Here is a 25876-nt window from a genome sequence, read left to right as displayed (position 1 = left end):
GATGTCTAGCAGGATAGATGGCGATAAGTCGGGACAGGTTCCGAGTACGGTCCGGCGAATCTTCCGCGGACCACGACCGGAGTCGGTGCCCGGTCTCGTAGGTACGGCCGTCATGATCGTCGGCCTTCTGGACATCGCGGCGGGCGTCTTCCCGCGATTCCGCCACAGCCGGATCCACGCGGTCACCGAGGTGCTGCCCGGATCCCTGGGCCCCTTCGCCGCGGCCCTTTCCATCAGCGCGGGCGTGCTCATCCTGCTGCTCGCGCACGGTCTCAAGCGCCGCAAGCGCCGCGCCTGGCGGGCCGCCGTGATCCTGCTGCCCGCCGGCGCCGTCGCGCAGTTCGCGTACCGCCACTCCGTCATCGGCGTGGTCATCTCGGCCGTCCTCCTCGCGCTGCTGGTACGCCACCAGAGTGAATTCAAGGCCCTGCCGGACCCGCGCAGCCGCTGGAAGGCCCTCGCGAACTTCGTCCTGATGAGTGCCGGCTCCATCGGCCTCGGCCTCGTGATCGTCAACGTGCACCCGGGCAAGGTCGTCGGCCACCCCAGCCTGTACGAGCAGATCACCCACGTCGTCTACGGCCTCTTCGGCTTCGAGGGCCCCGTCGACTACGCCGGCCGGGTCTCCTGGACCGTCGGCTACTCCCTCGGCGCCCTCGGCATGCTGACCGCCGTCACCACGATCTACCTGGCCTTCCGCCCCGAGCACCCGGCCGCCCAGCTCACCTCCGACGACGAGGCCAAGCTGCGCGAGCTGCTCGCCAAGCACGGCGGCCGCGACTCGCTCGGCCACTTCGCGCTCCGCCGCGACAAGGCCGTCGTCTTCTCCCCCAGCGGCAAGGCCGCCGTCACCTACCGCGTGGTCTCCGGCGTGATGCTGGCCTCCGGCGACCCGGTCGGCGACGTCGAGGCCTGGCCCGGCGCCATCGAGCGGTTCATGGAGGAGGCCAAGGCCCACTCCTGGACCCCGGCCGTCGTCGGATGCAGCGAGACCGGCGGCGAGGTCTGGACCCGCGAGACCGGCCTGGACGCCCTGGAACTCGGTGACGAGGCCATCGTCGACGTCAAAGACTTCTCCCTGTCGGGCCGCCCGATGCGCAACGTCCGCCAGATGGTCAAGCGCATCGAGCGCAACGGCTACACCACCAAGGTCCGCCGGGTCAGCGAGCTCACCGAAGAGGAGCTGACGGCCGTACGCGGCGCCGCCGAGGCCTGGCGCGGCACCGACACCGAGCGCGGCTTCTCCATGGCCCTCGGCCGCGTCGGCGACCCCGGCGACGGCGACTGCATCATCGCCACCGCGCACCGCGTGGAGGAGGGCGACACCAGCCCCTTCGGCGACCTCAAGGCCATCCAGCACTTCGTGCCGTGGGGCAAGGACGGCATGTCGCTGGAGATGATGCGCCGCGACCGCGGCGCCGACCCCGGCATGAACGAACTGCTGATCGTCGCCTCCCTCCAGCAGGCCCCCGAGCTGAAGATCGAGAAGGTCTCCCTGAACTTCGCGATGTTCCGCGCGGCCCTGGCCCGCGGCGAGAAGATCGGCGCCGGCCCGGTCCTGCGTGCCTGGCGCGGCCTGCTGGTGTTCCTCTCGCGGTGGTTCCAGATCGAGTCCCTGTACAAGTTCAACGAGAAGTTCCGCCCCCGCTGGGAGCCGCGCTTCATGGTGTTCCGCCACAACCGCGACCTGCCCCGCATCGGCTTCGCCGTGATGCAGGCCGAGGGCTTCGTCACACTGGCGCTCCCGCGCCTGTTCGCGAGCCGCCGCCGCCCGAAGCCGGTCCGCACGTGCGCGCACACCATCCACACGGCCAAGGTCCCGACCCAGCAGGAACGCGAGGTCCAGGCCGCGTGACCCTCCCCGGCGGGGCCGGATCCTCCAGCCCCGCCGGCGTGTGAGGCGCCGGGCGCGAGCGCCCGTACGGAGCCAGGGGCGGAGCCCCCGAGAACGGGTGAAGGGCGGGGCGGGGCTCCATCCCCCGCAGCGGCCCACCGGCCCCCAGACGGCCCGCCGGGCCCGGCCACGCCCGCCCGGCACCGCCCCGGCCACGCCCGCCCCGGCACCGCCCCGGCCGCCGGCGCCCCGCCCCGGGCCCGGGCCGACGGCCGGAGGCCGGGGCGGAGGCCGGGGCGGAGGCCGCCGAACCGCCCGGCCAGGGCAGGGGCTCTACCCTGGAGCCCATGAACAGCAACCTCGGGCCGGCCCCCAGGGGCAATGTCACAGGGCTGCCCGACTGGGACCGCTGCGCGGTCATGGGCGTCGTCAACGTCACCCCGGACTCCTTCTCCGACGGCGGCCGGTGGTTCGACACCACCGCGGCCGTCAAGCGCGGCCTGGAGCTCGTCGCCCAGGGCGCCGACCTCGTCGACGTCGGCGGCGAGTCCACCCGCCCCGGCGCCTCCCGCGTCGACGCCGAGGAAGAGCTCCGCCGCGTCGTCCCCGTCGTCCGGGGCCTGGCCTCCGAAGGCGTCACCGTCTCCGTCGACACCATGCGCGCGGCCGTCGCCGCCCAGGCCGTCGCGGCCGGCGCCGCCCTCGTCAACGACGTCAGCGGCGGCCTCGCCGACCCCGGCATGATCCCGGCCGTCGCCGCCGCCGAGGTCCCGTTCGTCGTCATGCACTGGCGCGGCTTCAGCCAGGACATGAACCGCCTCGCCGTCTACGACGACGTCCTCGCCGAGGTCACCGCCGAGCTCCGCACCCGCATCGACGCCGTCGTCTCCGGCGGCATCGCCCCCGAGCGGCTCGTCGTCGACCCCGGCCTCGGCTTCGCCAAGAACGCCGAACACGACCTGGCCCTGGTCGCCCGCCTCCCCGAGCTGCGCGCCCTCGGCTTCCCCCTCCTGGTCGCCGCCTCGCGGAAGCGTTTCCTCGGCCGTGTCCTGGCCGGCACCGCCGACGCCGCCCCGCCCCCGGCCCGCGAACGCGACGCCGCCACGGCCGCCGTCTCGGCCATCGCCGCGCACCAGGGCGCCTGGGCCGTACGGGTGCACGAAGTACGGGCGACCGCGGACGCGGTTCGGGTGGCCCGCGCCGTGGAAGGGGCTCTGTGACCCGCCGGTCGTACACCCGCCGGACGCACAGGGAAGGGGCACGGTGAGCCGTACCGACATCGAAGCCGTCGAAGAGGCCAACACGGCCTTCTACGCGGCCATGGAGCAGGGGGACTTCGACACGCTGTCGGCGCTCTGGCTCGAGGACGAGATCTCCTGCGTCCATCCGGGGTGGCCGGTGCTCTCGGGGCGGGGCGAGGTGCTGCGCTCCTACGCGCTGATCATGTCCCACACCGAGTACATCCAGTTCTTCCTGACCGACACCAAGGTGGCCCTCATAGGCGACACCGCCCTGGTCACCTGCACCGAGAACATCCTCAGCGGAGGCCCCTCCCAGGAGGCCGGGGAGCTGGGTCCGCTGGTCGGCCAGCTGGTCGTCGCGACGAATGTGTTCCGACGCACACCGGAGGGCTGGCGCCTCTGGTCCCACCACGGTTCTCCGGTCCTCACGGACTCCGATGACGAGGAAGAAGAGGGCTCCGACTGACCCCACGGGCGGGGCCCGAGGTTTATCGCAGGTAAATTCGAAGGTGGACGACGCCGACCGCACTCGGCGTAGGCCCATGGCCCCGGGGAGTCCCGGGACCGGAAGCACCTACGAAAGCAGGAGTGATTCGCGTGGATCGTGTCGCGCTGCGCGGCCTCAAGGCTCGCGGGCACCACGGCGTCTTCCCCCGGGAACGCGAAGAGGGCCAGACCTTCATCGTCGACCTCGTGCTGCACCTGGACACCCGCCCGGCGGCGGCCGGGGACGACCTGGCCAAGACCGTGCACTACGGCGTCGTGGCCGAGGAGGTCGTGGACGTGGTCCAGGGCGAGCCCGTGGACCTGATCGAGACCCTCGCCGAACGGATCGCCCAGCAGTGCCTCAAGCACGAGGCGGTCGCCCAGGTGGAGGTCGTCGTCCACAAGCCGGACGCGCCCATCACCGTCCCCTTCGACGACGTGACCATCACGATCACCCGGAGCCGCGCATGAACAACGGACTGAACGCCCAGAGCGACCCCACCGTGCAGCCGGTACCCGCCTCCGTCGTCGAGGCGGTCGACGCGGCGGACGTCACCCTGTCCAACCCCAAATGGGCCGTCGTCGCGCTCGGCGCGAACCTCGGCAACCGCCTGGACACCCTCCAGGGCGCCATCGACGCCCTCGGCGACACCCCGGGCCTGCGGGTCAAGGCCGTCTCCCCGGTCTACGAGACGGAGCCGTGGGGCGTCGAGCCCGGCTCGCAGCCCTCGTACCTGAACGCCGTGGTCGCGCTGAAGACCACCCTGCCGCCGTCCTCCCTGCTGGAGCGGGCCCACGCCATCGAGGAGGCCTTCGACCGCGTCCGCGAGGAGCGCTGGGGGCCGCGCACGATCGACGTCGACATCGTCACGTACGCCGACGTGGTCTCCGACGACCCCGTCCTCACCCTCCCGCACCCCCGGGCGCATCTGCGGTCCTTCGTCCTGGCCCCCTGGCACGACATCGACGCCGAGGCGCAGCTGCCGGGCCGCGGACCGGTTTCGGAGCTGCTGGCCTCGATCGGCCTCACCGGTGTGACGGCACGCCCCGACCTGGAACTCCGCCTGCCGGAATAGCGTTGGCTTGTGCGGTAACCAGTCACCGAGTGGGGATGTGCAAGTGAAGCAACTGAGGCCGGCGGTCCTGGCGGGCATCTTCGCGATCGCCGCGGCGCTGTCCTGGGCCGGCGCCCGCCTGTGGAACGCGTACGGCACCCTGCCGGGGGTTCCGCTGGCCGCGCCGATCGTGCTGGCGGTGATCGCCGCCGTCCTGCTGGCGACGGCCCTGTCGATGCGGGCCCGCCTGAAGGCCCAGCGCGAGCGCCGCCCGGGGGCGAAGGGCGTGGAGCCGCTGATGGCGGCCCGGGCCGTGGTCTTCGGCCAGGCGAGCGCCCTGGTCGCGGCCCTGGTGTCGGGCATGTACGGCGGCGTGGGCGTCTTCCTGCTCACCGACGCGATGGACGTCCCCGCCCGCCGCGACCAGGCCTGGTACGCGGGCGGCTCGGTCCTCGCCGGGGCGGCCGTGGTCGCCGCCGCGCTGTTCCTGGAGCACGTCCTGAAGCTCCCGGAGGACGACGACCCGACGAAGGCCCGCGCGACGGCCTGAGCCCCGCCCGGGGGCTCACGGGTGGGGTTCCCCCAGCCACTCCCAGAGCGGGCGCGGCCCGGGCCCCCGGTCCTCCCAGTCGCAGAACTGGAGGTCCTGCAGGACGCCGTCGTACGCGAACAGGGTCGCCTCGCCGTCGTAGTCGCCGTCCGGTCCGAGCAGGGGCGCCCCTGCCACGGGCCCGAAGCGCCGACCCGTCGGGGCGGCCGCCACGGCGGCCGGGTCCACCCTCAGGTACACGCAGGGGCAGGTGCAGCCGCTGTCGCGCATCTCCGCGTACGGGATCTGCGCCCGCAGGGCCCGGTGGACGTCGGAGGGACCGCCGAGCAGCAGCTCCAGCGTCCGGCGGACCTCCTCGCCCAGGGGCTCCCAGACGGCCTCTCCGGCCGTCTGCTCCGTCACGGGCTCAGCGCGCCATGATCAGGCTCATGGCCTCGTTGCGGGTGGCGGGGTCGCGGAGCTGGCCGCGGACCGCCGAGGTGATGGTCTTGGCGCCGGGCTTGCGGACGCCGCGCATGGTCATGCACATGTGCTCGCATTCGATGACCACGATGCAGCCGCGGGGGTCGAGGATCTCCATCAGGGAGTCCGCGATCTGCGTGGTCAGGCGCTCCTGGACCTGGGGGCGGCGGGCGAAGACGTCGACCAGGCGGGCCAGCTTGGACAGGCCGGTGATCTTGCCGTCGGTGGACGGGATGTAGCCGACGTGGGCCACGCCGTGGAAGGGGACCAGATGGTGTTCACACGAACTCATCACTTCGATGTCCTTCACCAGGACCATCTCGTCGTGGCCCAGGTCGAACGTCGTGGTGAGGACCTCTTCGGGCTTCTGGTAGAGGCCGGCGAATATCTCCTTGTACGCCCGCGCGACGCGCGCCGGGGTCTCCAGGAGGCCTTCGCGGTCCGGGTCCTCGCCGACCGCGATCAGGAGCTCGCGGACGGCCGCCTCGGCACGCTTCTCGTCGAACTCGCCGATCATGCCCTCGTCACCGGTCAGGGTCACTGGGTCGGTCATCTCATCCTCGTTCCTGTGCGCACGCGCGGCTTCGTACAAATGTGCCGCGCCCCCCAGGCTAGAACCTGGGGGGCGCGGCTTCCATTCCGGGTGGTCAGACCTCGGGGCGGTCCTCCGGAGCCACCTCGATGCCCTTCTCCGTCGAGACCGGCGCGGCGGCGGGCGCGGCCGCCGAGGTGCCGTTCGCGGAGTTCGTCAGCTGGAGCTCCTTGGGAGAGAGCACCGGCGGACGGGTGGAGGGGGTACGCCGGGACGAACCGGTCCACGCCGGGCGAGCCGGACGCTTCACGATCGTGGAGAAGATCTCGGCGATCTCCTCCTTGCCCAGCGTCTCCTTCTCCAGGAGCGCGAGGACGAGGTTGTCCAGGACGTCCCGGTTCTCGACCAGGATCTCCCAGGCCTCGTTGTGCGCGGTCTCGATGAGCTTCTTGACCTCTTCGTCGACGAGCGCCGCGACCTCTTCCGAGTAGTCCCGCGGGTGCGACATCTCGCGGCCCAGGAACGGCTCGGTGTTGTCCCCGCCGAACTTGATCGCGCCGAGGCGCTCGGTCATGCCGTACTGGGTGACCATCGCGCGGGCCGTCGCCGTGGCCTTCTCGATGTCGTTGGCCGCGCCGGTGGTCGGGTCGTGGAAGACCAGTTCCTCCGCCGCGCGCCCGCCCAGCATGTAGGCGAGCTGGTCGAGCATCTCGTTGCGCGTGGTCGAGTACTTGTCCTCGTCGGGCAGGACCATCGTGTAGCCCAGGGCCCGGCCGCGGGACAGGATCGTGATCTTGTGGACCGGGTCGGAGTTCGGGGAGGCCGCCGCGACCAGGGCGTGTCCGCCCTCGTGGTACGCGGTGATCTTCTTTTCCTTGTCCGACATGATCCGGGTCCGCTTCTGCGGGCCCGCCACGACGCGGTCGATCGCCTCGTCCAGCATGTGGTTGTCGATCAGCTTCTTGTCCGAGCGGGCGGTCAGCAGGGCCGCCTCGTTCAGCACGTTGGAGAGATCGGCACCCGTGAAGCCGGGGGTGCGGCGGGCGACGGCCGAGAGGTCGACGTCCGGAGCGACCGGCTTGCCCTTCTGGTGGACCTTGAGGATCTCCAGACGGCCCTGCATGTCGGGGCGGTCGACCGCGATCTGGCGGTCGAAGCGGCCCGGGCGCAGGAGGGCCGGGTCGAGGATGTCGGGGCGGTTCGTGGCGGCGATCAGGATGACGCCGCCCTTCACGTCGAAGCCGTCCATCTCGACCAGCAGCTGGTTGAGGGTCTGCTCGCGCTCGTCGTGGCCGCCGCCGAGGCCCGCACCGCGGTGCCGGCCGACGGCGTCGATCTCGTCGACGAAGACGATCGCCGGCGCGTTGGCCTTGGCCTGCTCGAACAGGTCACGGACGCGCGAGGCGCCGACACCGACGAACATCTCGACGAAGTCGGAACCGGAGATCGAGTAGAAGGGAACGCCGGCCTCGCCCGCGACGGCACGCGCGAGCAGGGTCTTGCCGGTGCCGGGCGGGCCGTAGAGCAGCACGCCCTTGGGGATCTTGGCGCCGACGGCCTGGAACTTCGCCGGCTCCTGGAGGAACTCCTTGATCTCGTGGAGCTCCTCGACCGCCTCGTCCGAGCCCGCGACGTCGGCGAACGTCGTCTTCGGGGTGTCCTTGGTGATGAGCTTCGCCTTGGACTTGCCGAAGTTCATGACCCGGGAGCCGCCGCCCTGCATCTGGTTCATCAGGAACAGGAAGACGACGACGATGAGCACGAAGGGCAGGAGCGAGAGCAGCACGCTCAGGAACGGGCTGGTCTTGTCCGGCGTGACGGAGTAGCCGTCCGGGATCTGACCGGCTTCGTACTTGGTCTGGAGGTTCTGGGCGAGCTGGACGCCCTGGTCCCCGATGTAGTTGGCCTGGAACTTGGTGCCGCTGTTGTTGCCGAGCTTCTGGCCCTTCTTCAGCTCGATCTTGATCATCTGGCTGTCACCGGTGGTCAGCTTGGCGCTGTCCACCTGGCCACTGTTGATCGCCTTGACGACCTCGCTGGTCTCCACCGACTTGTAGCCGCCGCCGGAGCCGACGACGTTCATCAACACGACCACGGCGAGGACGGCCAGCACGATCCACATGACCGGCCCACGGAAGTATCGCTTCACGTCCATCCATACGGGGTGCCGGGCACCCCGTCCCTCCTGCCCGTAGGTAAATGCTGCTGTGAGTAAAGACTGTTCTTCGGAATGTACCCCTGTATTGTCACCCGCCGCCCCGTGGGACGGCTGACAGACCCGCCTTCTCCTCCAACGGCGGGAAGCGCCCCCAGGTTCCCCCGGGGGCGATCGCGGTGACGACCGGGGTTCAGCCGCCGTAGACGTGCGGGGCGAGCGTGCCGACGAACGGCAGGTTCCGGTACTTCTCGGCGTAGTCGAGGCCGTAGCCGACGACGAACTCGTTCGGGATGTCGAAGCCGACCCACTCGACGTCGATGGCGACCTTCGCGGCCTCGGGCTTGCGCAGCAGCGTCACGACCTTGAGGGAGGCCGGCTGGCGGGAGCCGAGGTTCGACAGCAGCCAGGACAGGGTCAGGCCCGAGTCGATGATGTCCTCGACGATCAGGACGTGCTTGTCCTTGATGTCGGTGTCGAGGTCCTTGAGGATCCGCACCACGCCCGAGGACTGGGTCCCGGCGCCGTACGAGGACACCGCCATCCAGTCCATGGTGAGCGGGGTGGACAAGGCGCGCGCCAGGTCCGCCATCACCATCACGGCGCCCTTGAGCACACCGACGATGAGCAGGTCCTTGCCCGCGTACTCCGCGTCGATCTTCGCGGCCAGCTCGGCCAGCTTCGCGTCGATCTCTTCCTTGGTGATGAGCACCGACTGGAGGTCGTTGCCCATGTCCTTCTCGTCCACCCGCATCACTTTCGTTGTCGGCCGGGGCTCCGGGGCGCCCCCGGAGGAACTCAGCCGTGCTTCAGCACCAATCAGCCCTGCCGGATGACAAGTCTGCCACCCTGCCGCTGGGCCTCGACGCGGCCGGGCAGGTTGATGGCGCCCTGGCCCCGCCATCCGGTGATGAGGCGGTCGACTTCCTCGATGTGCCGGGCGAAGAGGGAGCCGGCGGGGGAGCCCGCCGCGACCACGGCCCGGCGCAGTACGCGGCGCCGGACGGCCGGGGGCAGGGCGTACAGCTTGGCGCACTCCAGGCGGCCGTCCTCGTCGCGCACGCCCGCCTCGGCGTCGGCGGCCCAGGCGTCGAGGGCGTCGGCGTCGTCGCGGGAGAGCTGGGCGGTGCGGGCGAGGGCCTCCACCACTCCCTTGCCGAGCGCCTTCTCGAGGGCGGGCAGTCCCTCGTGGCGCAGCCGGGAGCGGGTGTAGGCGGGGTCGATGTTGTGCGGGTCGTCCCAGACGGGCAGGGACTGGACCATGCAGGCCTTGCGGGCGGTCTGCCGGTCGACCTGGAGGAAGGGGCGCCGGTAGCGGGTGGTGCGGCCGGGGCCGCCGGAGACCTCGGCCATGCCGGAGAGCGAGCGGATGCCGGAGCCGCGGGCGAGGCCCAGCAGGACGGTTTCCGCCTGGTCGTCACGGGTGTGGCCGAGCAGCACGGCGCAGGCCCCGAGCCGGTCGGCGGCCTCGTCCAGGGCGGCGTAGCGGGCGTCGCGGGCGGCGGCCTCGGGTCCGCCCTCGCGCCCGACGCGCACGGCGACGGACTCCACCGGGTCGAGGCGGAGCGCGGTCATGCGGGTGACGACCTCTGCGGCGCGCAGGTCGGAGCCGACCTGGAGGCCGTGGTCGACGGTGATGCCGCCGGCCCGGATGCCGAGCTTGGGGGCCTCGAAGGCGAGGGCGGAGGCGAGCGCCATGGAGTCCGCGCCGCCGGAGCAGGCGACGAGGACCAGGGGCCGGCCGCCGGCCGGTGCGCGGTGGCCCGCGGGCCGGTCGGTGAGGTCGGTGAGGACGTCGTGGAGTACGCGGCGGACCGCCAGGCGTATCGCCGCGACCGCAGGATGGGGACCCATGTCCGGTGCCCTTCGTGGAGTTCGGATGCTCGGAGGCTTCGGGATGTTGCGCGGGGGGAGATGCGGAATGTCACTCAGAGTGCGTCGATGGTGACAGAACCGAGCCGTTCCCCGAGCATCGCACGCCCTTCCACGGCTCACGGTCCCTCGGAAGGGTGATGCTGCTTCCCCCAGTGAGACATGTTTACGCCTCCTGCTTCACCTTTCTTCGCTCTGCGTGCCCCCCTTGCGGTGGACCCGGGCCACCCAGTCCGCGGGGCGGGCGATCTCGGCCTTGGTCGGCAGGGTGTTCGGGGAGGTCCACACGCGGTTGAAGCCGTCCATGCCGACCTGGCCGACGACGGCCCGCACGAAGCGCTCGCCGTCGCGGTACTGGCGCAGCTTGGCGTCGAGGCCCAGCAGCTTGCGCAGGGCGGCGTCGAGGCGGCCCGCGCCGGTGGCCCGGCGCTGCTGGAACTTCTCGCGGATCTCGGCGACGGAGGGCACCACCTCGGGGCCGACGCCGTCCATGACGAAGTCGGCGTGGCCCTCCAGCAGGGACATGACGGCGGTGAGCCGGGCGAGCACCTCGCGCTGCTCGGGGGTCTGGACGAGTTCGACCAGCGAGGGGCCCTCGTCGCCCCGCTCGCCCTCGGCGCGGGCGCCGGCGAAGGACTGGACGGCCTCGCGCAGCCGTTCGAGTACGGCGCCGGGCTCCATCTCGGTGGCGCCGAGGAAGGTCTGGATCTCGCCCTCCAGGTGGGCGCGGAGCCAGGGGACGGCGGTGAACTGGGTGCGGTGCGTCTCCTCGTGCAGGCAGACCCAGAGCCGGAAGTCGTGCGGGCTGACCTCCAGCTCGCGTTCCACGTGGACGATGTTGGGCGCGACGAGCAGCAGCCGGCCGCCGGTGGCGGCGCCGCCCGGCAGGTCGAGTCCGGCGGGCGCGAAGGTCTCGTACTGGCCGAGCACCCGGGAGGCCAGGAAGCTGAGCAGCATGCCGAGCTCGACGCCGGTGACCTTGCCGCCGACCGCGCCGATGACGGCGCCGCCGGGGGTGGCGGCGCGGCGGTCCTGCATCTTCCCGAGCAACGGGCCGAGCAGTTCGCGGAAGCCCGCGACGTTGGCCTTGATCCAGCCGGCCCGGTCGACGACGAGGACGGGGGTGTCGGGGAGGGCCGTGCCCTCGGGGATCATCCGGGTGAACGCGCGCACGTGCTCCTCGGAGGTCCTGGCGTGCCGGCGCAGTTCCGCCACCACGGCCCGGGCCTCGTCGCGGCTGACCTCCGGACCTGGCCTGACCAGCCGGGTCGCGGTCGCCACCGCGAGGTTCCAGTCGACCATCTCCGCACCACCGATGCTCGTCATGCGTCAACCGTACGTGGACCCGCGCCCCGGCGGACCCCCCGCGGGTCAGGGGGTTGTGGCGACGGCGGCGGCCAGTTTGTCGAGCCCCTTCTCGGCGGCGGCCCCGTCGGGGGCGTTCGCGGTGAGGAACGCGAAGGCCAGCAGGCGCCCGGACGGGTCGACGACGGTCCCGGCGAGGGAGTTGACGCCGGTCAGGGTGCCGGTCTTGGCCCGCAGCAGGCCGGCCGCGGGGGAGGTGCCGGCGTTGCGGGTGCGCAGGGTGCCGGTGAAGCCGGCGACGGGCAGGCCGGTGAGGACCGGCCGCAGCTCGGGGCGGCGGGGGTCTGCGGCCTTGGCGAGGAGGCCCGTCAGGAGGCGGGTGCTGACCCTGTCGGCGCGGTTGAGGCCGCTGCCGTCGGCGAAGCGGGAGCCGGTGAGGTCGACGCCGAGGGAGGCCAGCTTGTCGGAGACGGCCTTCTCGGCGCCCTCGAAGCTGGCGGGCTGGCCGGCGGCGAGGGCGGTCTGGCGGGCGAGGGCCTCGGCGATGTCGTTGTCGCTGTTGGTCAGCATCCGCTCGACGAGCCCGGCGAGGGGGGTGGACAGGGTGGTGGCCAGCGGCTGGGTCCCGGCGGGGGCCTTCGCCTTCGCCGGTTCGCCCGTGACCTTGATGCCGCGGTCGCGCAGCAGGGCGGCGAAGGCGCGGGCGGTGTCGCGGGAGGGGTCGTCCGTGCGTGCGACGGGTCCGGAGGTGGAGTCGTCGGGGCGGCCCTCGTCGGCGGTGAGGGCGGTGACGGGGGCGATGTTGTCGTTGCGGCCGATGGGGTGGCGGACGGCCCCGGTGTAGAGGGAGTCGTCGTAGCCGAGGGTCACGGTGTCGGTGCCGGCGGCCTTGAGTGCCTGCGCGGTGTCGGCGGCGAGGGCCACGAGGCTGCCGCCGGAGCCGGCGGGGCTCTTCTTCTTGGCGGTGAGGGAGGGGTCCCCGCCGCCGACCAGCACGATCTCCCCGGGTCCGGCTCCGGGGGACACCGTGGTCCGGATCCGGTGCTCGGGGCCGAGTGCGGCCAGGGCGGCGGCCGCGGTGGCGATCTTGACGGTGGAGGCCGGGGTCATGGCGTCGCCCGCACCGGACTCGTACAGCACCTGGCCCGTCGCGGTGTCGACCACCGAGGCCCCGCGCACGGTGCCGAGGGCGGGGTCCGCGAGCAGCGGCGCCAGGGCTCCGGCGAGCGCGGCGCCGCCGGGGTTCGGGCGCGGGGCGAGCGCGGGCAGCACCCCGGGGGCGCTGGGCGCGGCCTGCGAGAGCCCGCCGGCGGCGTGATCTGCGCCACCCGTCCGGCTCCAGGAGGCGGCCTTGTCCCGCTCGGCCTTACGCTGGCCGGAGTCCCACGGACCGGCGGCGGCCACCGCCACCGCCGAGAGGGCGAGGCCGGCGACGGCCGACCCCGCGATGAGCTGCCACGTCTTGGCCAAGGGCACCTCGGACCAGCCCCTTTCGCGATCACACTTATGCGTGAGGGACACTTAACCACTGCGTCTTGCCGCGAGCATGGCACCCCACCCGCAGGGCTGGGCCGGACGCGCGCGCATTTGAATCAAATGCCGTCTCGAAGCAGACAAGCTTCGGCACTGGGCCGGAGCTGATCATGGAGGAGCAGGACGTGGAGTTCGACGTCACCATCGAGATCCCCAAGGGTTCGCGGAACAAGTACGAGGTGGACCACGAGACCGGCCGGATCCGTCTGGACCGTCGCCTCTTCACCTCGACCAGCTACCCGACGGACTACGGCTTCGTCGAGAACACCCTCGGCGAGGACGGCGACCCGCTGGACGCGCTGGTCATCCTTGACGAGCCGACCTTCCCGGGCTGCCTGATCAAGTGCCGCGCGATCGGCATGTTCCGCATGACCGACGAGGCGGGCGGCGACGACAAGCTGCTGTGCGTGCCGGCCTCCGACCCGCGTGTCGAGCACCTGCGCGACATCCACCACATCTCCGAGTTCGACCGCCTGGAGATCCAGCACTTCTTCGAGGTCTACAAGGACCTGGAGCCGGGCAAGTCCGTCGAGGGCGCGAACTGGGTCGGCCGCGCCGAGGCCGAGGCCGAGATCGAGGCCTCGTACAAGCGCCTGGAGGCCCAGGGCGGCCACCACTGAGCTCCGCTCGGTGACGCGGGCCCAGGGCTCGCGCCGGCCGGGTGATCCGGCCCGGGGCCCGTCCCGGCCCTGACGTACGCCCGCAGCGGGCGGTATCCCCATACCGGGGGTGCCGCCCGCTGTGGCGTTCCCGGCGGCCGTTTCGCGACGGACGAAACGATTCCGCATACTGATACCGCCGGGTGATCAAGGGTGGGAGGATGCGTGGCGGAGCCCGAGGGGACCGGTCCCGAGGACCGGAAGCCGAAGTCCGACGAGGCGCGCAGCGCCTTCACCCCGCCGCCTGGGATGGAGCCGGGGGCTCCGGACGAGGACCAGCCCACCTCCGAGTTCACCCTCCCCGAGGGCACCGCCCCGCCCCCCGCCGAACCGGAGGGCTCCGCCTTCGCCGCCCCGGCCACCTACAGCGCCAGCCAGTCCCCGCCCGCTTACACCCCGCTCCCGGCCCCCGGCTTCCCCACGTCCTCCCCCTGGCAGGACCGCATGCGCACCATGCTGCGCATGCCCGTGGACGTCCGCCCGGTCCCCGAGCCGGTCCAGCGCCAGAGCGAGGCCGGCCCCGCCGTGGGCCGCGTCCTGGACCTCACCCTGCGCATCGGCGAGCTGCTGCTCGCGGGCGGCGAGGGCGCCGAGGACGTGGAGGCCGCGATGTTCGCGGTGGCGCACTCCTACGGGCTCGACCGCTGCGAGCCCACCGTCACCTTCACCCTGCTCTCGATCACCCACCAGCCCTCCCTGGTGGGCGACCCGGTCTCCGCGAACCGCACCGTGCGCCGCCGCGGCACCGACTACACCCGCCTCGCGGCCGTCTTCCGGCTGGTGGACGACATCAGCTCGCCCGACGTGGAGGTCTCCCTGGAGGAGGCCTACCGCCGCCTCGCCGTGATCCGGCGCAACCGCCACCCTTACCCGAGCTGGGTGCTCACGGCCGCCGCCGGGCTGCTCGCGGGGGCCGCCTCCACCCTGGTCGGCGGCGGCGTGACCGTCTTCTTCTGCGCCGCCCTCGGCGCCGTCCTCGGCGACCGCCTGGCCTGGTACTTCGCCGACCGGGGACTTCCGGAGTTCTACCAGTTCGTGGTCGCCGCGATGCCCCCGGCGGCCATCGGCGTGGCCCTGAAGATCGCCGAGTTCGACGTCCGCGCCTCCGCCGTGATCACCGGCGGCCTGTTCGCGCTGCTGCCCGGACGGGCCCTGGTGGCGGCCGTGCAGGACGGGCTGACCGGCTACTACATCACCGCCTCCGCCCGCCTGCTGGAGGTCATGTACCTCTTCATCGGGATCATCGTCGGCGTGCTGGTGGTGATCTACGTGGGCCTCCAGTTCGGCGCCTCGCCGAACCCGGACGAGGTGCTCCAGATCCCGCACCGCCCCGTGCTCCAGATCCTCGCCTCGATGGTCCTGGTGTTCACGTTCGCGATCCTGCTCCAGCAGGAGCGCTCCACCGTGTGGATCGTGACCCTCAACGGCGGGGTCGCCTGGGTCACCTTCGGCGCCCTGCGCGCCGCCGAACTGCCGCCGGTGCCGTCCACGGCCATCGCGGCCGGGCTGGTCGGCCTGTTCGGGCAGCTCTTCTCGCGCTACCGGTTCGCCTCCGCCCTGCCGTACGTCACGGCCGCCATCGGGCCGTTGCTGCCGGGTTCGGCGACGTACTACGGGCTGCTCTCGATCGCCGAGAACCGGCTGGACGCGGGGCTGGCCTCGCTCGTCAACGCCGCCGCCATCGCGCTCGCGATCGCGGTCGGGGTGAACCTGGGCTCCGAGACCTCCCGGCTCTTCATGCGGATCCCCGGGGCGCGCACCGCCGCCAAGCGGGCCGCGGCCAAGCGGACCCGCGGCTTCTGAGGCCCCGGGCGCCCGGATGCGCGTACGCCCCGGAGACGGGCCGTCTCCGGGGCGTACGGGGGCTCACGGGCGGGCACGGGGGCGTACGGCGCCCCGCGCGCCCGGGGTCAGCGCTTGGCGTGGCGGCCGCGCTGGCCGGGGGCCGGCGGCGGCTGCTCGACGGGGTAGCCGGGCTGCACCGGGGCGGCGGCCGCCTCGGCCTTCTTGGTCTTGCGGGCCTTCAGCACCTCGAAGATCACCGGGATCACGGAGATCAGCACGATGCCGATGAAGATCGGCTCGACGTTCTTCTTGATGATCTCGAACTGGCCCAGCTGGTAGCCGAGGACGGTGACGCCCGCGCCCCAGAGGATGCCGCCGACGACGTTGAAGGTCAGGAAGGTGCGGTACTTCATCGCACTGGCGCCGGCGACCATCGGCGCGAACGTGCGGATGATCGGCACGAAACGGGCCAGCACGATCGCCTTGGGGCCGTGCTTCTCCATGAAGTCGTGCGCGGCGTCCAGGTTCTCCTTCTTGAAGACCTTGCTGTTCGGCCGGTTGAACAGCTTCGGGCCGAAGTACTTGCCGAGCAGGTAGCCGACCTGGTCACCGATGATCGCGGAGGCCGCGATCAGGGTGCAGACCAGCCACAGCGGCTGGCTGATGTCGCCGCTGGCGACGAACAGGCCGGCCGTGAACAGCAGGGAGTCACCCGGCAGGAACGCGAAGAAGCCCGATTCCGCGAAGACGATGACCAGGATGCCGATCAGGCCGAAGTGCCCGATCAAGTACTCCGGGGACAGCCACTCGGGGCCGAGGGCAAGCGTGTAGAGGGGTTCCACGTTTCCGGGCTCTCCTGGATCAGGGGGACGTCTGCGGTGGGGGACGCGACGAGGCAGGCGGTCTCAATTATGAACGCACACCGCCCCCACCGGGTTCCAGAGACCGGAGGGGGCGGTATGGGTAAAGGTTCCGCTACGGCCGGCTACGCCCCGCTACACCTTGCGGACGGCGTTCGCCGTGATCGAGTCCCGCAGGTGCTCGGCGACGCCGGGCCCCATCGCGTCGTAGAACGCCTTGAAGCGCTCGTCCGCGACGTACATGTCGCCCAGGCAGGTGTGCATCTCGTACGGGCACTCGTAGTACCACCGGCCGATGTGCAGCCGGTGTTCCTCGGCCATGTCCATGGCGGCCTCGCCGTCGGCCGGTTCACCGGCGGCCACCAGGGCCGCGTACCGGGCGCCCCAGTCGGCGGACTCGTCCTGGATCCGCTTCCAGTCGTCCTTGGTGTAGCCGGAGACCCTGCGCTGCGACTCCGCGTACGCGTCCGTGCCGCCCCAGCGGCGTTCGGCCTCCTCCGCGTACTGCTCGGGGTCCTTGTCCCCGAAGACCTCGAACCTCTCCTCGGGCGTGAGGTTGATGCCCATCTTCCGTGCCTCCATGGCGTGCTCAACGGCCTTGGCCATCTGCTGGAGCCGGCCGATCCGCTCGGTCAGGAGGGCGTGCTGCCGGCGCAGGTGCTCCCTCGGGTCCGAGTGCGGATCGTCCAGCAGGACCGCGACCTCTTCGAGCGGGAAGCCGAGCTCCCGGTAGAACAGGATCCGCTGCAGCCGGTCCAGGTCGGCGTCGTCGTAACGCCGGTGACCCGCTCCGCTGCGGCCGCTCGGGGAGAGCAGCCCGATCTCGTCGTAGTGGTGCAGGGTGCGCACCGTGACTCCGGCGAATCCGGCGACCTGGCCCACGGAGTAGCCCATCTTCCCGCTCCTCTGGTTGGGTACGCCCTCCACTGTGGTTCCTCACGCCGCGTGAGGTGCAAGCCCGTTCTGCGGGCCGGGGCTCCGGCCGGGGTCAGCCCATCGCCTTGGTGCCGTCCAGGGACTCCCGGATGACGTCGGCGTGGCCCGCGTGCCGGGCGAACTCCTCGATCAGGTGCAGCAGCATCCAGCGCATGGAGACCTTGGCGTTCTCCGGGAACCAGGGAGCCGGCGGCAGCGGGAAGGTCTCGTCCAGGCTCGGCAGGTCCGCGACGAAGACGGCCAGCTCCCCGCTCACCCCGTCCCAGAAGGCCTGGACCGAGGCGATGGTCTCGCCCCCGGTCAGCCGGAAGCCCTCGGCGTAGTCCGCGCGGTCGCGGGCGATCTCCAGGTCCCGCCGCTGCGCCATCCGCAGCCAGCTCAGCTCCACCTCCGCCACGTGCTTGAGCAGCCCGGACAGGGACAGCTCGCTGGCGCTCGGGCGGCTCGCGGCCTGCTCCTCGGTCAGCCCCGCCGCCGCCTCGCGGATCGCGGCGCGCTGGGATTCGACGAACGCCAGGAGGGTGCCGCGCTCGTCGCCGAGGACCTCACCGGAAATCTGTGCCATGACCAACCACCTCTTCGTCCCCTGTGCGGAGGCTTTCCCCCGCTGAGGAGAACCACGCTACGGAGGCTTGCGGTCAGGGTCTGTCCGCAACTCCGCGCGGGTGGGGAAATCTGTGGACGGGACGGGCGCGGAGGCCGGCGCGGAGCCGGCGTCGAGCCGGCGCTGAGGCCGGCGCTGAGGCCGGCGTGGAGCCGGCGCTGAGGCCGGCATAGAGCCGGCGCGGGTCAGAACGGGAACTGGGTGCGGCCGTGCTGGACGGAGATCCACTTCTGGGTGGTGAAGGCCTCCACGGTGGCCTCGCCGCCCAGCCGCCCCAGCCCCGAGGCCTTCTCGCCGCCGAAGGCCGCCAGCGGCTCGTCCCCGATGGTGGAGTCGTTGACGTGGATCATGCCGGTCTCGATGCGCCGGGCGAAGCGCACGCCGCGCTCCACGTCGCGGGTGTGCACCGCGCCGCTGAGCCCGTACGGGGTGGCGTTGGCCAGGCGTACGGCCTCCTCCTCCCCGTCGAAGACCACCAGCAGCGCGACCGGGCCGAAGATCTCCTGCCCCAGCAGCGGGGAGTCGTCGGGGAGTCCGGCGAGGACGGTCGGCTCGACGAGGTTGCCGCGCGTAGACCCCCGTACCAGGGCCCGGGCGCCGGACTCCACGGCGCGGTCGACGAGCGCGGTCAGCGCGTCGGCCTGGAAGGAGTTGATGAGGGGGCCGATGTGGGTGTCGGCCTCGCGGGGGTCGCCGGTCTTCAGGGCGCGGACGCGGGCGGTGAACTTCTCGGTGAACTCCTCGGCCACGCTCGCGTCGACGAGGATCCGGTTGGCGGCCATGCAGACCTGGCCCTGGAAGACGAAGCGGCTGAAGACGGCCGCGTCCACCGCGTAGTCGACGTCGGCGTCGTCGAGGACGACCAGGGCGCTGTTGCCGCTCAGTTCGAGGACGGTCCGCTTGAAGTGGCGGGCTGCGACCGAGCCGACGTGCCGGCCGGTGCGGTCGGAGCCGGCGAAGGAGATGACCTTCGGGACGGGGTGGGTCAGGATCGCGTCGCCTATCTCGGCGATGTCCGTGACCAGGACGTTCAGCAGTCCGGCCGGCAGCCCCGCGTCCTCGAAGATCTTGGCGATGATCCCGCCGCCCGCCACGGGGGCGTTCTGGTTCGGCTTGATCACGACCGCGTTGCCCAGCGCCAGCGCCGGGGCGACCGATTTCAGGGTCACCAGGAAGGGGAAGTTGAAGGGGCTGATCACCGCCACCACGCCGACCGGCAGCCGCTGGACCCGGTTCTCCTTGCCCGCGACCGGCGAGGGCAGGATGCGGCCCTCGGGCCGGACGGCCAGCTGGACGGCCTCGCGCAGGAACTCCATCGCGAGGTGGACCTCGTACTCGGCCTTGGGACGGGTCCCGCCGAGCTCGTCGATCATCGCCTCGACGATCTCCTTCTGGCGCTCCTCGGTGATCCGCAGGGCGCGCTCCAGGACGGTGCGTCTCGCGTAGGGGCCGGTGGCCGCCCAGTCGCGCTGGGCCCGCTCGGCCGCGCGGTAGGCCCGGTCGACCTGCTCGACGGTGGCCACGGTGATGGCCGCGAGCTTCTCCCCGTTGTACGGGTTGACGTCGATGATGTCCCACGAACCGGTGCCGGCCAGCCATTCGCCGTCGATGTACTGGTGAGCCAGGTCGGTGAATATGGACATGCCATCCCTTACTGCGAGCGCGCACCCTTGCGCTGCACCGGAGACCGATCGGTCATCTTCATGCACTGATCAGACGTCATAGTACGTGCGGTTCAAGACAGTTGGAGGAGTCCGCGCAGCAGATCCCGGGTCTGGCCGGGATCCGGGCAGTCCTCCTGGAGCCGCTCCATCGCCCGTGCGTACTGGGCCACTTCCTCTTCCTTGTCCAGGTAGAGCGCGCTGGTCAGCTGTTCCAGGTAGACGATGTCCTGGAGGTCCGACTCGGGGAAGCGCAGCAGGGTGAAGGCGCCGCTCTCGCCCGCGTGGCCGCCGAAGGAGAAGGGCATCACCTGGAGCCGGACGTTGGGCCGCTGGCTGATCTCGATGAGGTGTTCGAGCTGGCCGCGCATCACGTCCCGGTCGCCGTACGGGCGGCGCAGCGCGGCCTCGTCGAGGACGGCGTGGAAGACCGGGGCGTTCTCGGAGACGAGGACCTTCTGGCGCTCCAGGCGCAGCGCCACGCGGCGGTCGATCTCGGCGGCTCCGGCGTCGGGCATGCCGCGGCGCACGACGGCGTGGGCGTAGGCCTCGGTCTGCAGCAGGCCGTGCACGAACTGCACTTCGTAGATGCGGATGAGGGAGGCCGCGCCCTCCAGGCCGACGTACGTCTGGAACCACCCGGGCAGCACGTCGCCGTAGCTGTGCCACCAGCCCGCCGCGTTGGCCTCGCGGACCAGGCCGAGCAGGGACTCCCGCTCGGCGCCGTCGGTGACCCCGTAGAGCGTCAGGAGGTCCTCCACGTCCCTCGCCTTGAAGCTCACCCTTCCCAACTCCAAGCGGCTGATCTTCGATTCGGATGCGCGGATCGAGTAGCCGGCCGCCTCACGGGTGATGCCGCGGGATTCTCGGAGTCGCCTGAGCTGTGAGCCCAGGAGGATGCGGCGCACCACAGAACCGCTGGCTTCTGCGGTCACTAGTCCTGCCCTCCCCATCGCAATGGTGTGCGCGTGGTGTGCGCGTGCCTCGGCGGGGCCCCCGTACCCCGGTGCCGCAGTCTGCCACCAAAACGCATCGGCCCGTACTCGTTCTGTAACGGAATCCGGCGTCCCGGAAAAGAAGTCCGTAAGTATGCGTAGGAAGAAATGAGCAAGAACCGTCACGGGAGTGGACGGGTCGGGCGCGTGCACGTGCATCTGCCCTTGCATCCGGCTTCGCCATTCGGAACGATGGTGCCGCGCACCTGCGTGCTCTTCGCGCCGGCGCGGGACCCACCCCGCAGTTCTCTTTGGGCGATGCCACCCGCTTCGTCCGCGAATCCCGGGAGTGCCTCGCATGGGGACGAATGGATCGACCATGCTCGAGCCGTTACGGCAGGGGCTGCCCCCGGTCGACCCCACGGCTGTCTCCGGGTCCGCCTCCTGCGCCCTCCCCGCACGCTTCGACGCGGTGCGCGGCGCCCGCTCCTTCACCAGGTCGACCCTGAACCAGTGGGGTCTGGACGAACGCTTCGACGACGTCTCGCTGGTCGTCTCCGAACTCGTCACCAACGCCCTGCGCCACGCCCTCCCGGACGAGGCGCGGCCGTCCGGCGCCGAGGCGGAGGCCACGGTGCGGCTGCACCTGATGCGGTGGAGCACGCGCCTGGTGTGCGCGGTGCGGGACCCCAGCGAGGACCGGCCGGGCGGGTCCTTCGCACCGGAGCGCACGGAGGAGAACTGCGACCTGGAGTCGGGACGCGGACTGTTCCTGGTGGACGCCTACAGCGACAGCTGGGGCTGGCACCCGCTCGCGGGACGGCTGACCGGCAAGGTGGTCTGGGCGCTCTTCATGCTCCAGGACTGACCGGGGCTCCTTTCGGACGAACGACTGGCCGGGACCGATCACTGCGATCGGTCCCGGCCAGTGCACGTGCATGGCGCGATCTTGTGCGCTGTTCCCTCAGCCGGTCAGGTGGTCGAACTCGCCGTCCTTGACACCCGCGAGCAGCGCCTCTATCTCGGCCGGCGTGTACACGAGTGCCGGTCCGTCGGGGAACCGCGAGTTGCGCATGGCGACGTCGCCCCCGGGCAGTTTGGCGAACTCCACGCAGGATCCCTGCGAGTTGCTGTGTCTGCTCTTCTGCCAGGTCAGCTCATACAGGGAAGTGAGTTCTGCAGCTGCCATCCCGTTGTACGCGTGGTCCACAGGAAGCCCCCGATAGTGCAGATGTCAACTGCACCGGATCATAGCTGTGTTCACCCGTGCATGCATGGGCAGATGCACGTGCACGCGCGGTGCTCCGTCCGTCACTGTTGATCACCATTGGGGGCGGTTCAGGACCCCCGTGCTCCGGTTCGGCCCGGCGGCGCCTCCGGTCCGGCGCCGCAGCGCCTCCGGTTCAGGGCCGCAGCGCCTCCGACACCTCGTCCAGGGAGGCCAGCAGCTGCTCCGCCGCCGCCCGCAGCACCCCCGGCTCGGGCGCGTCCTCGTCCGCCAGCAGCTCCCGGACCCCGTCCCAACGCGGGACCTTCCGCTCCCGGACCGCCTTCGCCCCCGCCCCGGTCGCCTCGCGCAGCGCCCGCGCCAGCTCCGCGGCCCCCGGCACCGGGGCCCGGTCGCGGCCGGGGAGGTGGGCCTCCAGCAGCATCGCGCCCCGGCCCAGCGCCGCCAGCGCGTCCCCCGCGCCCTCGGCGGCCGCCCGGGACAGCCCCCGGTGGCGCACCGGCTCCCCCTCCGCCCGCACCAGCGCCTCCTGCCAGGCGATGCGGGCGTCGCGGGCCGCCAGCAGCGCCTCCCGCACGTCCGCGCGCCGGGCCCCGGCCGGGTCGGCGTACTGGTCGAGCACGGCGGCCGCGTACCGCCCGTCGGCGGCGAGCCAGTCGGCGAGGCGGGTGCGCAGCCGCGGGGTCTCCCAGGCCGGGTAGACCGCGTACGCGAGCATCGCGAGGACCCCGCCGACGAGCGTGAGGGCGATCCGGTCGGGCACCGTCTGGTCCCAGCGGACACCGCCCATGCCGAGCAGGAAGACCACGTACGCGGAGACGAAGAGCTGCGTGACGGCGTACCCGGTGCGCATCAGCACGTACATCAGGCCCGCGCTGACGACGGCCAGCAGCCCCGACAGGTACATCCCCGGCTGCGCCAGCCGCACGATCGCGGTGGCCACGCCCACGCCGACGAGGGTGCCCCCGAAGCGGGCGACGGCGCGGGACCAGGTCTGGGTGAAGTCCGGCCGCATCACCATCACCGAGGCCATCGGCGCCCAGTACGCGTGCCCGAACGGCAGCTGCCGCCCGACGAGGTAGCCCGCGCAGGCCGCCGCCGTGACCCGCACGGCGTGCCGCAGCACGGGCGAGCCGCGCCGCAGCTCGGCCCGTACGGCCTTCAGCCCGAGAGGCACCAGGGCGGGCACGGTGGGCCGCAGCAGGGCCTCGGCGGGGTCGGCGGTGCGACCGGGCCCCGGTTCGGCCGTCTCCAGTACGTCGTCCAGCAGGGCGGCGAGCCTGCGCGCGGCCCGCAGCGCCGCGCCGGTGAGGACCTCGGGCAGGTCGGGCGCCTTCAGCACGGCCAGCGCCGGCGCGGGCAGGCGTACGGGGTCCCCGTGGCGGATGGCGTGCGCGGCGGCGTCCAGCACCTCCCCGGCCGCCTCCAGCAGCCCCCGGACCCGCTCGCGGGCCGGTCCCTCGGCGGGCGCCCCGACGGCCGGGTCGGCGAGCGAGGCCAGCACGGGCCGGACCCGCTCCGCGAGCCCCCGCGCCCCGTGCAGCTCGGCGGGCCGCCGCCGGGCCTGCCGGACGGTGACGGCGGCGGCGTCCCGCGCCTTCATCAGCGGTTCGGGGTCGAAGGCGCTGACGGGGTCGTGCCGCAGCCGGCGGGCGTAGTCGGCCTCGGCGGCGAGGGCGTCGGCCAGGGCGTCGCGCCGGTCGCCCCAGCGGCGGACGGGGAACAGCACGATCATCAGCGCCTGCACCACCCCGCCGGCGGCGATCATCGCGGCATGCCCGGCGGCCTGCGGGACGGAGGTCGGCAGGGTGACGGTGACCAGCATGATGGCGACGTTGCCGGAGGCGATGATCCCGGCGGTGGGTCCGGCCGCCCACAACAGCCCCGCCACGAAGGCCCAGACGGCGAGCAGGAGCAGGAAGAGCCAGGTGTCGGAGGAGCCGACGAGGTAACCGGTGAAGGTGGAGACGGCCAGGGTCAGCCCGGAGGCGAGGGCGAGCACGGGGCGCGGGCGCCAGCTCTGCTGGAAGGTGGCGATGGCGGCCATGAAGGCGCCGAACGCGGAACTGGCCGCCGCGCCCGGCCCGAGGAGGGCCAGCCCGGCGCCGATGACGAGGGCGAGCCCTACGGCGGCCCGCAGGGCGACGAGCGGCTCCAGCCGGGCCCGCTCGACCTTCATGCCCGCGCGCGCGGTGTCCTTCAGCGCGCGGAGCCAGCTCATGGCGTCGAGCGTAGCCGTTCGTCCCTCTTTTCAGGTTTTCCTCAGATTTGCGCACCACTCGGGCGGCCCTGTTCGATGGGCGCTCGCTCCGTCGAGCGACCGTCATCGTCATGAGTCATCGTCATGAGTCTTCGTCAACCGAGAGGTGGGCACCCGTGCTCCGCAACGGCCTGGAACCCTGGCACGTGATCATCGTCCTGGCGGTCGCCCTGCTGGTCTTCGGCTCGAAGAGACTGCCTGACGTGGCCCGCTCGCTGGGCCGGTCGGCCCGGATCCTGAAGTCGGAGGCCCGGGCCATGCGCGCGGAGGACACGCCGTGACGGAGGAGGGCCCCTACGGCAGGGCGGGGCGCCGTCCGCCGACGTGGGCGGCTTCGGCGGCGGCCGTGCCGTCCTCCCAGCCCGCGTGGTCGGTGGCCCCGCGCAGCCGGGTCGTCGTGGTGCGGGGGAACATCTCGTCGGCCCGCGCGCCGACCGCCACGTCCCGGGCCACCAGGGCGGGGAGGTGATCGGGGGCCTCGGTGGCCGTGTGCTCGGCGGTCTCGGCGAGGCGCCGCCCGAGGCGGCTGGCGTAGGCGAGCAGGAAGGACTGCCGGAAGGTCTTGGTCCGCTTGCGTCCGCCGGCCCGCTGGGCGGCCTCCGCCCGGGTCATCGCCGCCGTGCCCTGCACGAGCAGCGAGGTGTAGAGCAGTTCCACCGCCTCCAGATCGCTCTCGAACCCGACGACGGTCGAGAACTCGAAGGCGCCGTTCCACACCGCCCGGCAGCGGTTGGCGGTGGCCACCGCGTCCAGCAGCACCGCCTTCGCCTCCTCGTACGGCGGCTCGACCCCGATCCGGCACGCGCCGGGCACCTGCGCCGGACCGCCGCCGCGCACCGCGAGCAGCGCCTCGTCCACCGTGTGCCGGGCCATCAGCTCCTGCGCCTTGGCGCTGAGCGCCTCGGCCTCCTCCGGGTAGGTGGTCGCCTCGGCCTTCGCCAGCAGCGCCCGGATCCGTCCGAGCATGCGCGGCTCGATGTGCGCGTGCTCCAGGGCGTCCCCGGCGGGGTCCCCGGGCACCGGGCCGACGGGCTCGACGGAAGGCAGCCGGACCAGCAGCCGGTACAGCTCCAGGAAGGCGGTCGCCAGGGTGAACCGGTCCGTCCGCTCGCGGCGCGCGAGCCGGTCCGCGTACTCCTCGTCCGCCGGCCACCACACCTCGGGCGCACCCCACCGCTCCGGCAGCCGCGCGTACCGCCGGGCCTCGGCGGCGATCACGTCACCGGCGAGGCCCACGTGGACGGCGTCCAGGTCCCGCCGCACCAGCCGCAGCACGTCGGCGGGCCGCCAGCCCCGCTCCCAGGCCTGCCGGGCGTACGCCTCCCCGCGCGCGAGCAGCTCCCGCCCGACCCCGCCCCACACCGCGCCGTCGGCGGCGAGCAGGGAGGCCCCGGTATCGAGCCCGGCGTCGTCCTGGGCGTAGAGGGCGGCCGCGAAGGCCCGGTCGACGATCTCGGCACACTGACTCACCCCTTCAGCTTTACACGCCCCACCACCCCCCTCCCCCACGCCCACCCACCCCCTCCCCGACGCCGCACGCCCGGCCCGGCCGACGGCGGACGCGACGCGGGGTCCGGGGTCCCGGGGGCGGAGCCCGGGGGGACCGGGGCGGAGCCCGGGGGTCCGGGGCGGAGCCCGGGGGGACCGGGGCGGAGCCCGGGGGTCCGGGGCGGAGCCCGGGGGTCCGGGGCGGAGCCCGGGGGGTCGGGGGCGGAGCACCCCGGGGGTCCGGGGGCCGGGGGCGCAGCACCCCTGGGGCCCGGGGGCAGCGCCCCGAGGGGGTCCGGGGCGGAGCCCCGAAGGGGTCCGGGGCGGAGCTGGGGGGCCGGGGGCGCAGCACCCCGGGAGTCCGGGGGCGGAGCCCCCGAGGGGGTCCGGGGCGCAGCCCCGGGGAACGGGCGAAGGGCGGGTAGGGGACCGCCC

At 72.5% G+C, this 25876-nt stretch carries 25 protein-coding genes; 10 read left to right on the top strand and 15 right to left on the bottom strand.

Translation table 11 applies throughout. The features are described from left to right. Window position 1 precedes the first annotated feature (1 nt). From AC069X_RS26725 to AC069X_RS26700, 6 genes are all read left to right on the top strand, one after another. The gene (locus AC069X_RS26725; protein WP_478732195.1) at window positions 2-1855 is read left to right on the top strand and encodes a phosphatidylglycerol lysyltransferase domain-containing protein; all 1854 of its coding nucleotides are present in this window, start codon (window positions 2-4) and stop codon (window positions 1853-1855) included. Between the two features lie 326 nt (window positions 1856-2181). After that, window positions 2182-3054 (top strand): dihydropteroate synthase, encoded by an 873-nt coding sequence (gene folP / locus AC069X_RS26720; RefSeq protein ID WP_478732193.1) that lies wholly within the window; start codon window positions 2182-2184, stop codon window positions 3052-3054. A gap of 43 nt (window positions 3055-3097) precedes the next feature. Continuing rightward, on the top strand, window positions 3098-3541 hold the full coding sequence (locus tag AC069X_RS26715) for a nuclear transport factor 2 family protein (RefSeq protein WP_125595581.1): 444 nt from the start codon (window positions 3098-3100) through the stop codon (window positions 3539-3541). Between the two features lie 131 nt (window positions 3542-3672). Further along, window positions 3673-4032 (top strand): dihydroneopterin aldolase, encoded by a 360-nt coding sequence (gene folB, locus AC069X_RS26710; protein WP_030010912.1) that lies wholly within the window; start codon window positions 3673-3675, stop codon window positions 4030-4032. Further along, window positions 4029-4637 carry a 2-amino-4-hydroxy-6-hydroxymethyldihydropteridine diphosphokinase gene (gene folK, locus AC069X_RS26705; protein WP_478732191.1) on the top strand — a complete coding sequence of 203 codons (609 nt, stop codon included), beginning with the start codon at window positions 4029-4031 and terminating at the stop codon, window positions 4635-4637. Before folB ends, folK begins: the two co-directional genes overlap by 4 nt. Window positions 4638-4680: 43 nt before the next feature. Next, window positions 4681-5166 (top strand): DUF3180 domain-containing protein, encoded by a 486-nt coding sequence (locus AC069X_RS26700; RefSeq protein WP_478732189.1) that lies wholly within the window; start codon window positions 4681-4683, stop codon window positions 5164-5166. Between the two features lie 15 nt (window positions 5167-5181). Here AC069X_RS26700 and AC069X_RS26695 read toward each other — a convergent pair whose 3' ends face one another. The 7 genes from AC069X_RS26695 to dacB form a co-directional block, all read right to left on the bottom strand. Beyond that, window positions 5182-5568, bottom strand: coding sequence for a hypothetical protein (locus tag AC069X_RS26695; protein ID WP_478732187.1), 387 nt, complete (start codon window positions 5566-5568; stop codon window positions 5182-5184). Between the two features lie 4 nt (window positions 5569-5572). Beyond that, window positions 5573-6181 carry a GTP cyclohydrolase I FolE gene (gene folE / locus AC069X_RS26690; RefSeq protein ID WP_478732185.1) on the bottom strand — a complete coding sequence of 203 codons (609 nt, stop codon included), beginning with the start codon at window positions 6179-6181 and terminating at the stop codon, window positions 5573-5575. 94 nt (window positions 6182-6275) lie between these two features. Then, window positions 6276-8315 carry an ATP-dependent zinc metalloprotease FtsH gene (gene ftsH / locus AC069X_RS26685; RefSeq protein ID WP_478732183.1) on the bottom strand — a complete coding sequence of 680 codons (2040 nt, stop codon included), beginning with the start codon at window positions 8313-8315 and terminating at the stop codon, window positions 6276-6278. Between the two features lie 193 nt (window positions 8316-8508). Then, on the bottom strand, window positions 8509-9069 hold the full coding sequence (gene hpt / locus AC069X_RS26680) for a hypoxanthine phosphoribosyltransferase (RefSeq protein WP_007264874.1): 561 nt from the start codon (window positions 9067-9069) through the stop codon (window positions 8509-8511). A gap of 65 nt (window positions 9070-9134) precedes the next feature. Continuing rightward, the gene (gene tilS / locus AC069X_RS26675; protein ID WP_478732181.1) at window positions 9135-10169 is read right to left on the bottom strand and encodes a tRNA lysidine(34) synthetase TilS; all 1035 of its coding nucleotides are present in this window, start codon (window positions 10167-10169) and stop codon (window positions 9135-9137) included. A 198-nt stretch (window positions 10170-10367) separates the two neighbouring features. Next, on the bottom strand, window positions 10368-11513 hold the full coding sequence (locus AC069X_RS26670) for a zinc-dependent metalloprotease (protein ID WP_478732179.1): 1146 nt from the start codon (window positions 11511-11513) through the stop codon (window positions 10368-10370). A gap of 45 nt (window positions 11514-11558) precedes the next feature. Further along, window positions 11559-12968 carry a D-alanyl-D-alanine carboxypeptidase/D-alanyl-D-alanine endopeptidase gene (gene dacB, locus AC069X_RS26665; protein ID WP_478732177.1) on the bottom strand — a complete coding sequence of 470 codons (1410 nt, stop codon included), beginning with the start codon at window positions 12966-12968 and terminating at the stop codon, window positions 11559-11561. Between the two features lie 182 nt (window positions 12969-13150). Here dacB and AC069X_RS26660 point away from each other — a divergent pair, with 182 nt between their 5' ends. Then, the gene (locus tag AC069X_RS26660) at window positions 13151-13645 is read left to right on the top strand and encodes an inorganic diphosphatase (RefSeq protein WP_079431792.1); all 495 of its coding nucleotides are present in this window, start codon (window positions 13151-13153) and stop codon (window positions 13643-13645) included. A 204-nt stretch (window positions 13646-13849) separates the two neighbouring features. Beyond that, window positions 13850-15487, top strand: coding sequence for a threonine/serine exporter family protein (locus tag AC069X_RS26655; RefSeq protein ID WP_478732175.1), 1638 nt, complete (start codon window positions 13850-13852; stop codon window positions 15485-15487). 107 nt (window positions 15488-15594) lie between these two features. Here AC069X_RS26655 and AC069X_RS26650 read toward each other — a convergent pair whose 3' ends face one another. The 5 genes from AC069X_RS26650 to AC069X_RS26630 all read right to left on the bottom strand — a co-directional run bounded on the left by AC069X_RS26650 (window position 15595) and on the right by AC069X_RS26630 (window position 20483). Continuing rightward, the gene (locus tag AC069X_RS26650; protein ID WP_478732173.1) at window positions 15595-16311 is read right to left on the bottom strand and encodes a DedA family protein; all 717 of its coding nucleotides are present in this window, start codon (window positions 16309-16311) and stop codon (window positions 15595-15597) included. A 153-nt stretch (window positions 16312-16464) separates the two neighbouring features. Then, window positions 16465-17223 (bottom strand): MerR family transcriptional regulator, encoded by a 759-nt coding sequence (locus tag AC069X_RS26645; RefSeq protein WP_478732171.1) that lies wholly within the window; start codon window positions 17221-17223, stop codon window positions 16465-16467. Between the two features lie 94 nt (window positions 17224-17317). Then, window positions 17318-17830, bottom strand: a complete 513-nt coding sequence (locus AC069X_RS26640) for a DinB family protein (protein WP_478732169.1) — start codon at window positions 17828-17830, stop codon at window positions 17318-17320. A gap of 224 nt (window positions 17831-18054) precedes the next feature. After that, window positions 18055-19512 carry an aldehyde dehydrogenase family protein gene (locus AC069X_RS26635; RefSeq protein WP_478732167.1) on the bottom strand — a complete coding sequence of 486 codons (1458 nt, stop codon included), beginning with the start codon at window positions 19510-19512 and terminating at the stop codon, window positions 18055-18057. A 92-nt stretch (window positions 19513-19604) separates the two neighbouring features. Continuing rightward, window positions 19605-20483, bottom strand: coding sequence for a helix-turn-helix domain-containing protein (locus AC069X_RS26630; RefSeq protein WP_478732165.1), 879 nt, complete (start codon window positions 20481-20483; stop codon window positions 19605-19607). 340 nt (window positions 20484-20823) lie between these two features. Between AC069X_RS26630 and AC069X_RS26625 the strand changes: the two genes are divergently transcribed. Further along, window positions 20824-21333, top strand: coding sequence for an ATP-binding protein (locus AC069X_RS26625; RefSeq protein WP_478732163.1), 510 nt, complete (start codon window positions 20824-20826; stop codon window positions 21331-21333). Between the two features lie 96 nt (window positions 21334-21429). On the opposite strand, the gene AC069X_RS26620 is transcribed toward AC069X_RS26625, so the two are convergent. Together AC069X_RS26620 and AC069X_RS26615 are read right to left on the bottom strand one after the other, a co-directional pair. Further along, window positions 21430-21675 carry a DUF397 domain-containing protein gene (locus AC069X_RS26620; RefSeq protein WP_478732161.1) on the bottom strand — a complete coding sequence of 82 codons (246 nt, stop codon included), beginning with the start codon at window positions 21673-21675 and terminating at the stop codon, window positions 21430-21432. A 193-nt stretch (window positions 21676-21868) separates the two neighbouring features. After that, complete coding sequence (locus tag AC069X_RS26615) at window positions 21869-23914, bottom strand: FUSC family protein (RefSeq protein ID WP_478732159.1); 2046 nt, start codon at window positions 23912-23914, stop codon at window positions 21869-21871. Between the two features lie 155 nt (window positions 23915-24069). Here AC069X_RS26615 and tatA point away from each other — a divergent pair, with 155 nt between their 5' ends. Then, window positions 24070-24234: a Sec-independent protein translocase subunit TatA gene (gene tatA / locus AC069X_RS26610; RefSeq protein WP_478732157.1), complete on the top strand. Its 165-nt coding sequence runs from the start codon at window positions 24070-24072 to the stop codon at window positions 24232-24234. A 13-nt stretch (window positions 24235-24247) separates the two neighbouring features. Here the strand turns inward: tatA and AC069X_RS26605 are convergent, their stop codons facing one another. Further along, window positions 24248-25423: a DUF2786 domain-containing protein gene (locus tag AC069X_RS26605; protein ID WP_478732155.1), complete on the bottom strand. Its 1176-nt coding sequence runs from the start codon at window positions 25421-25423 to the stop codon at window positions 24248-24250. Window positions 25424-25876: the final 453 nt, after the last annotated feature.

Source organism: Streptomyces sp. NPDC043896, from assembly GCF_056435605.1.
Note: the sequence above shows the minus strand (reverse complement) of the source record. Positions and strands in the feature narration are given on the sequence as shown.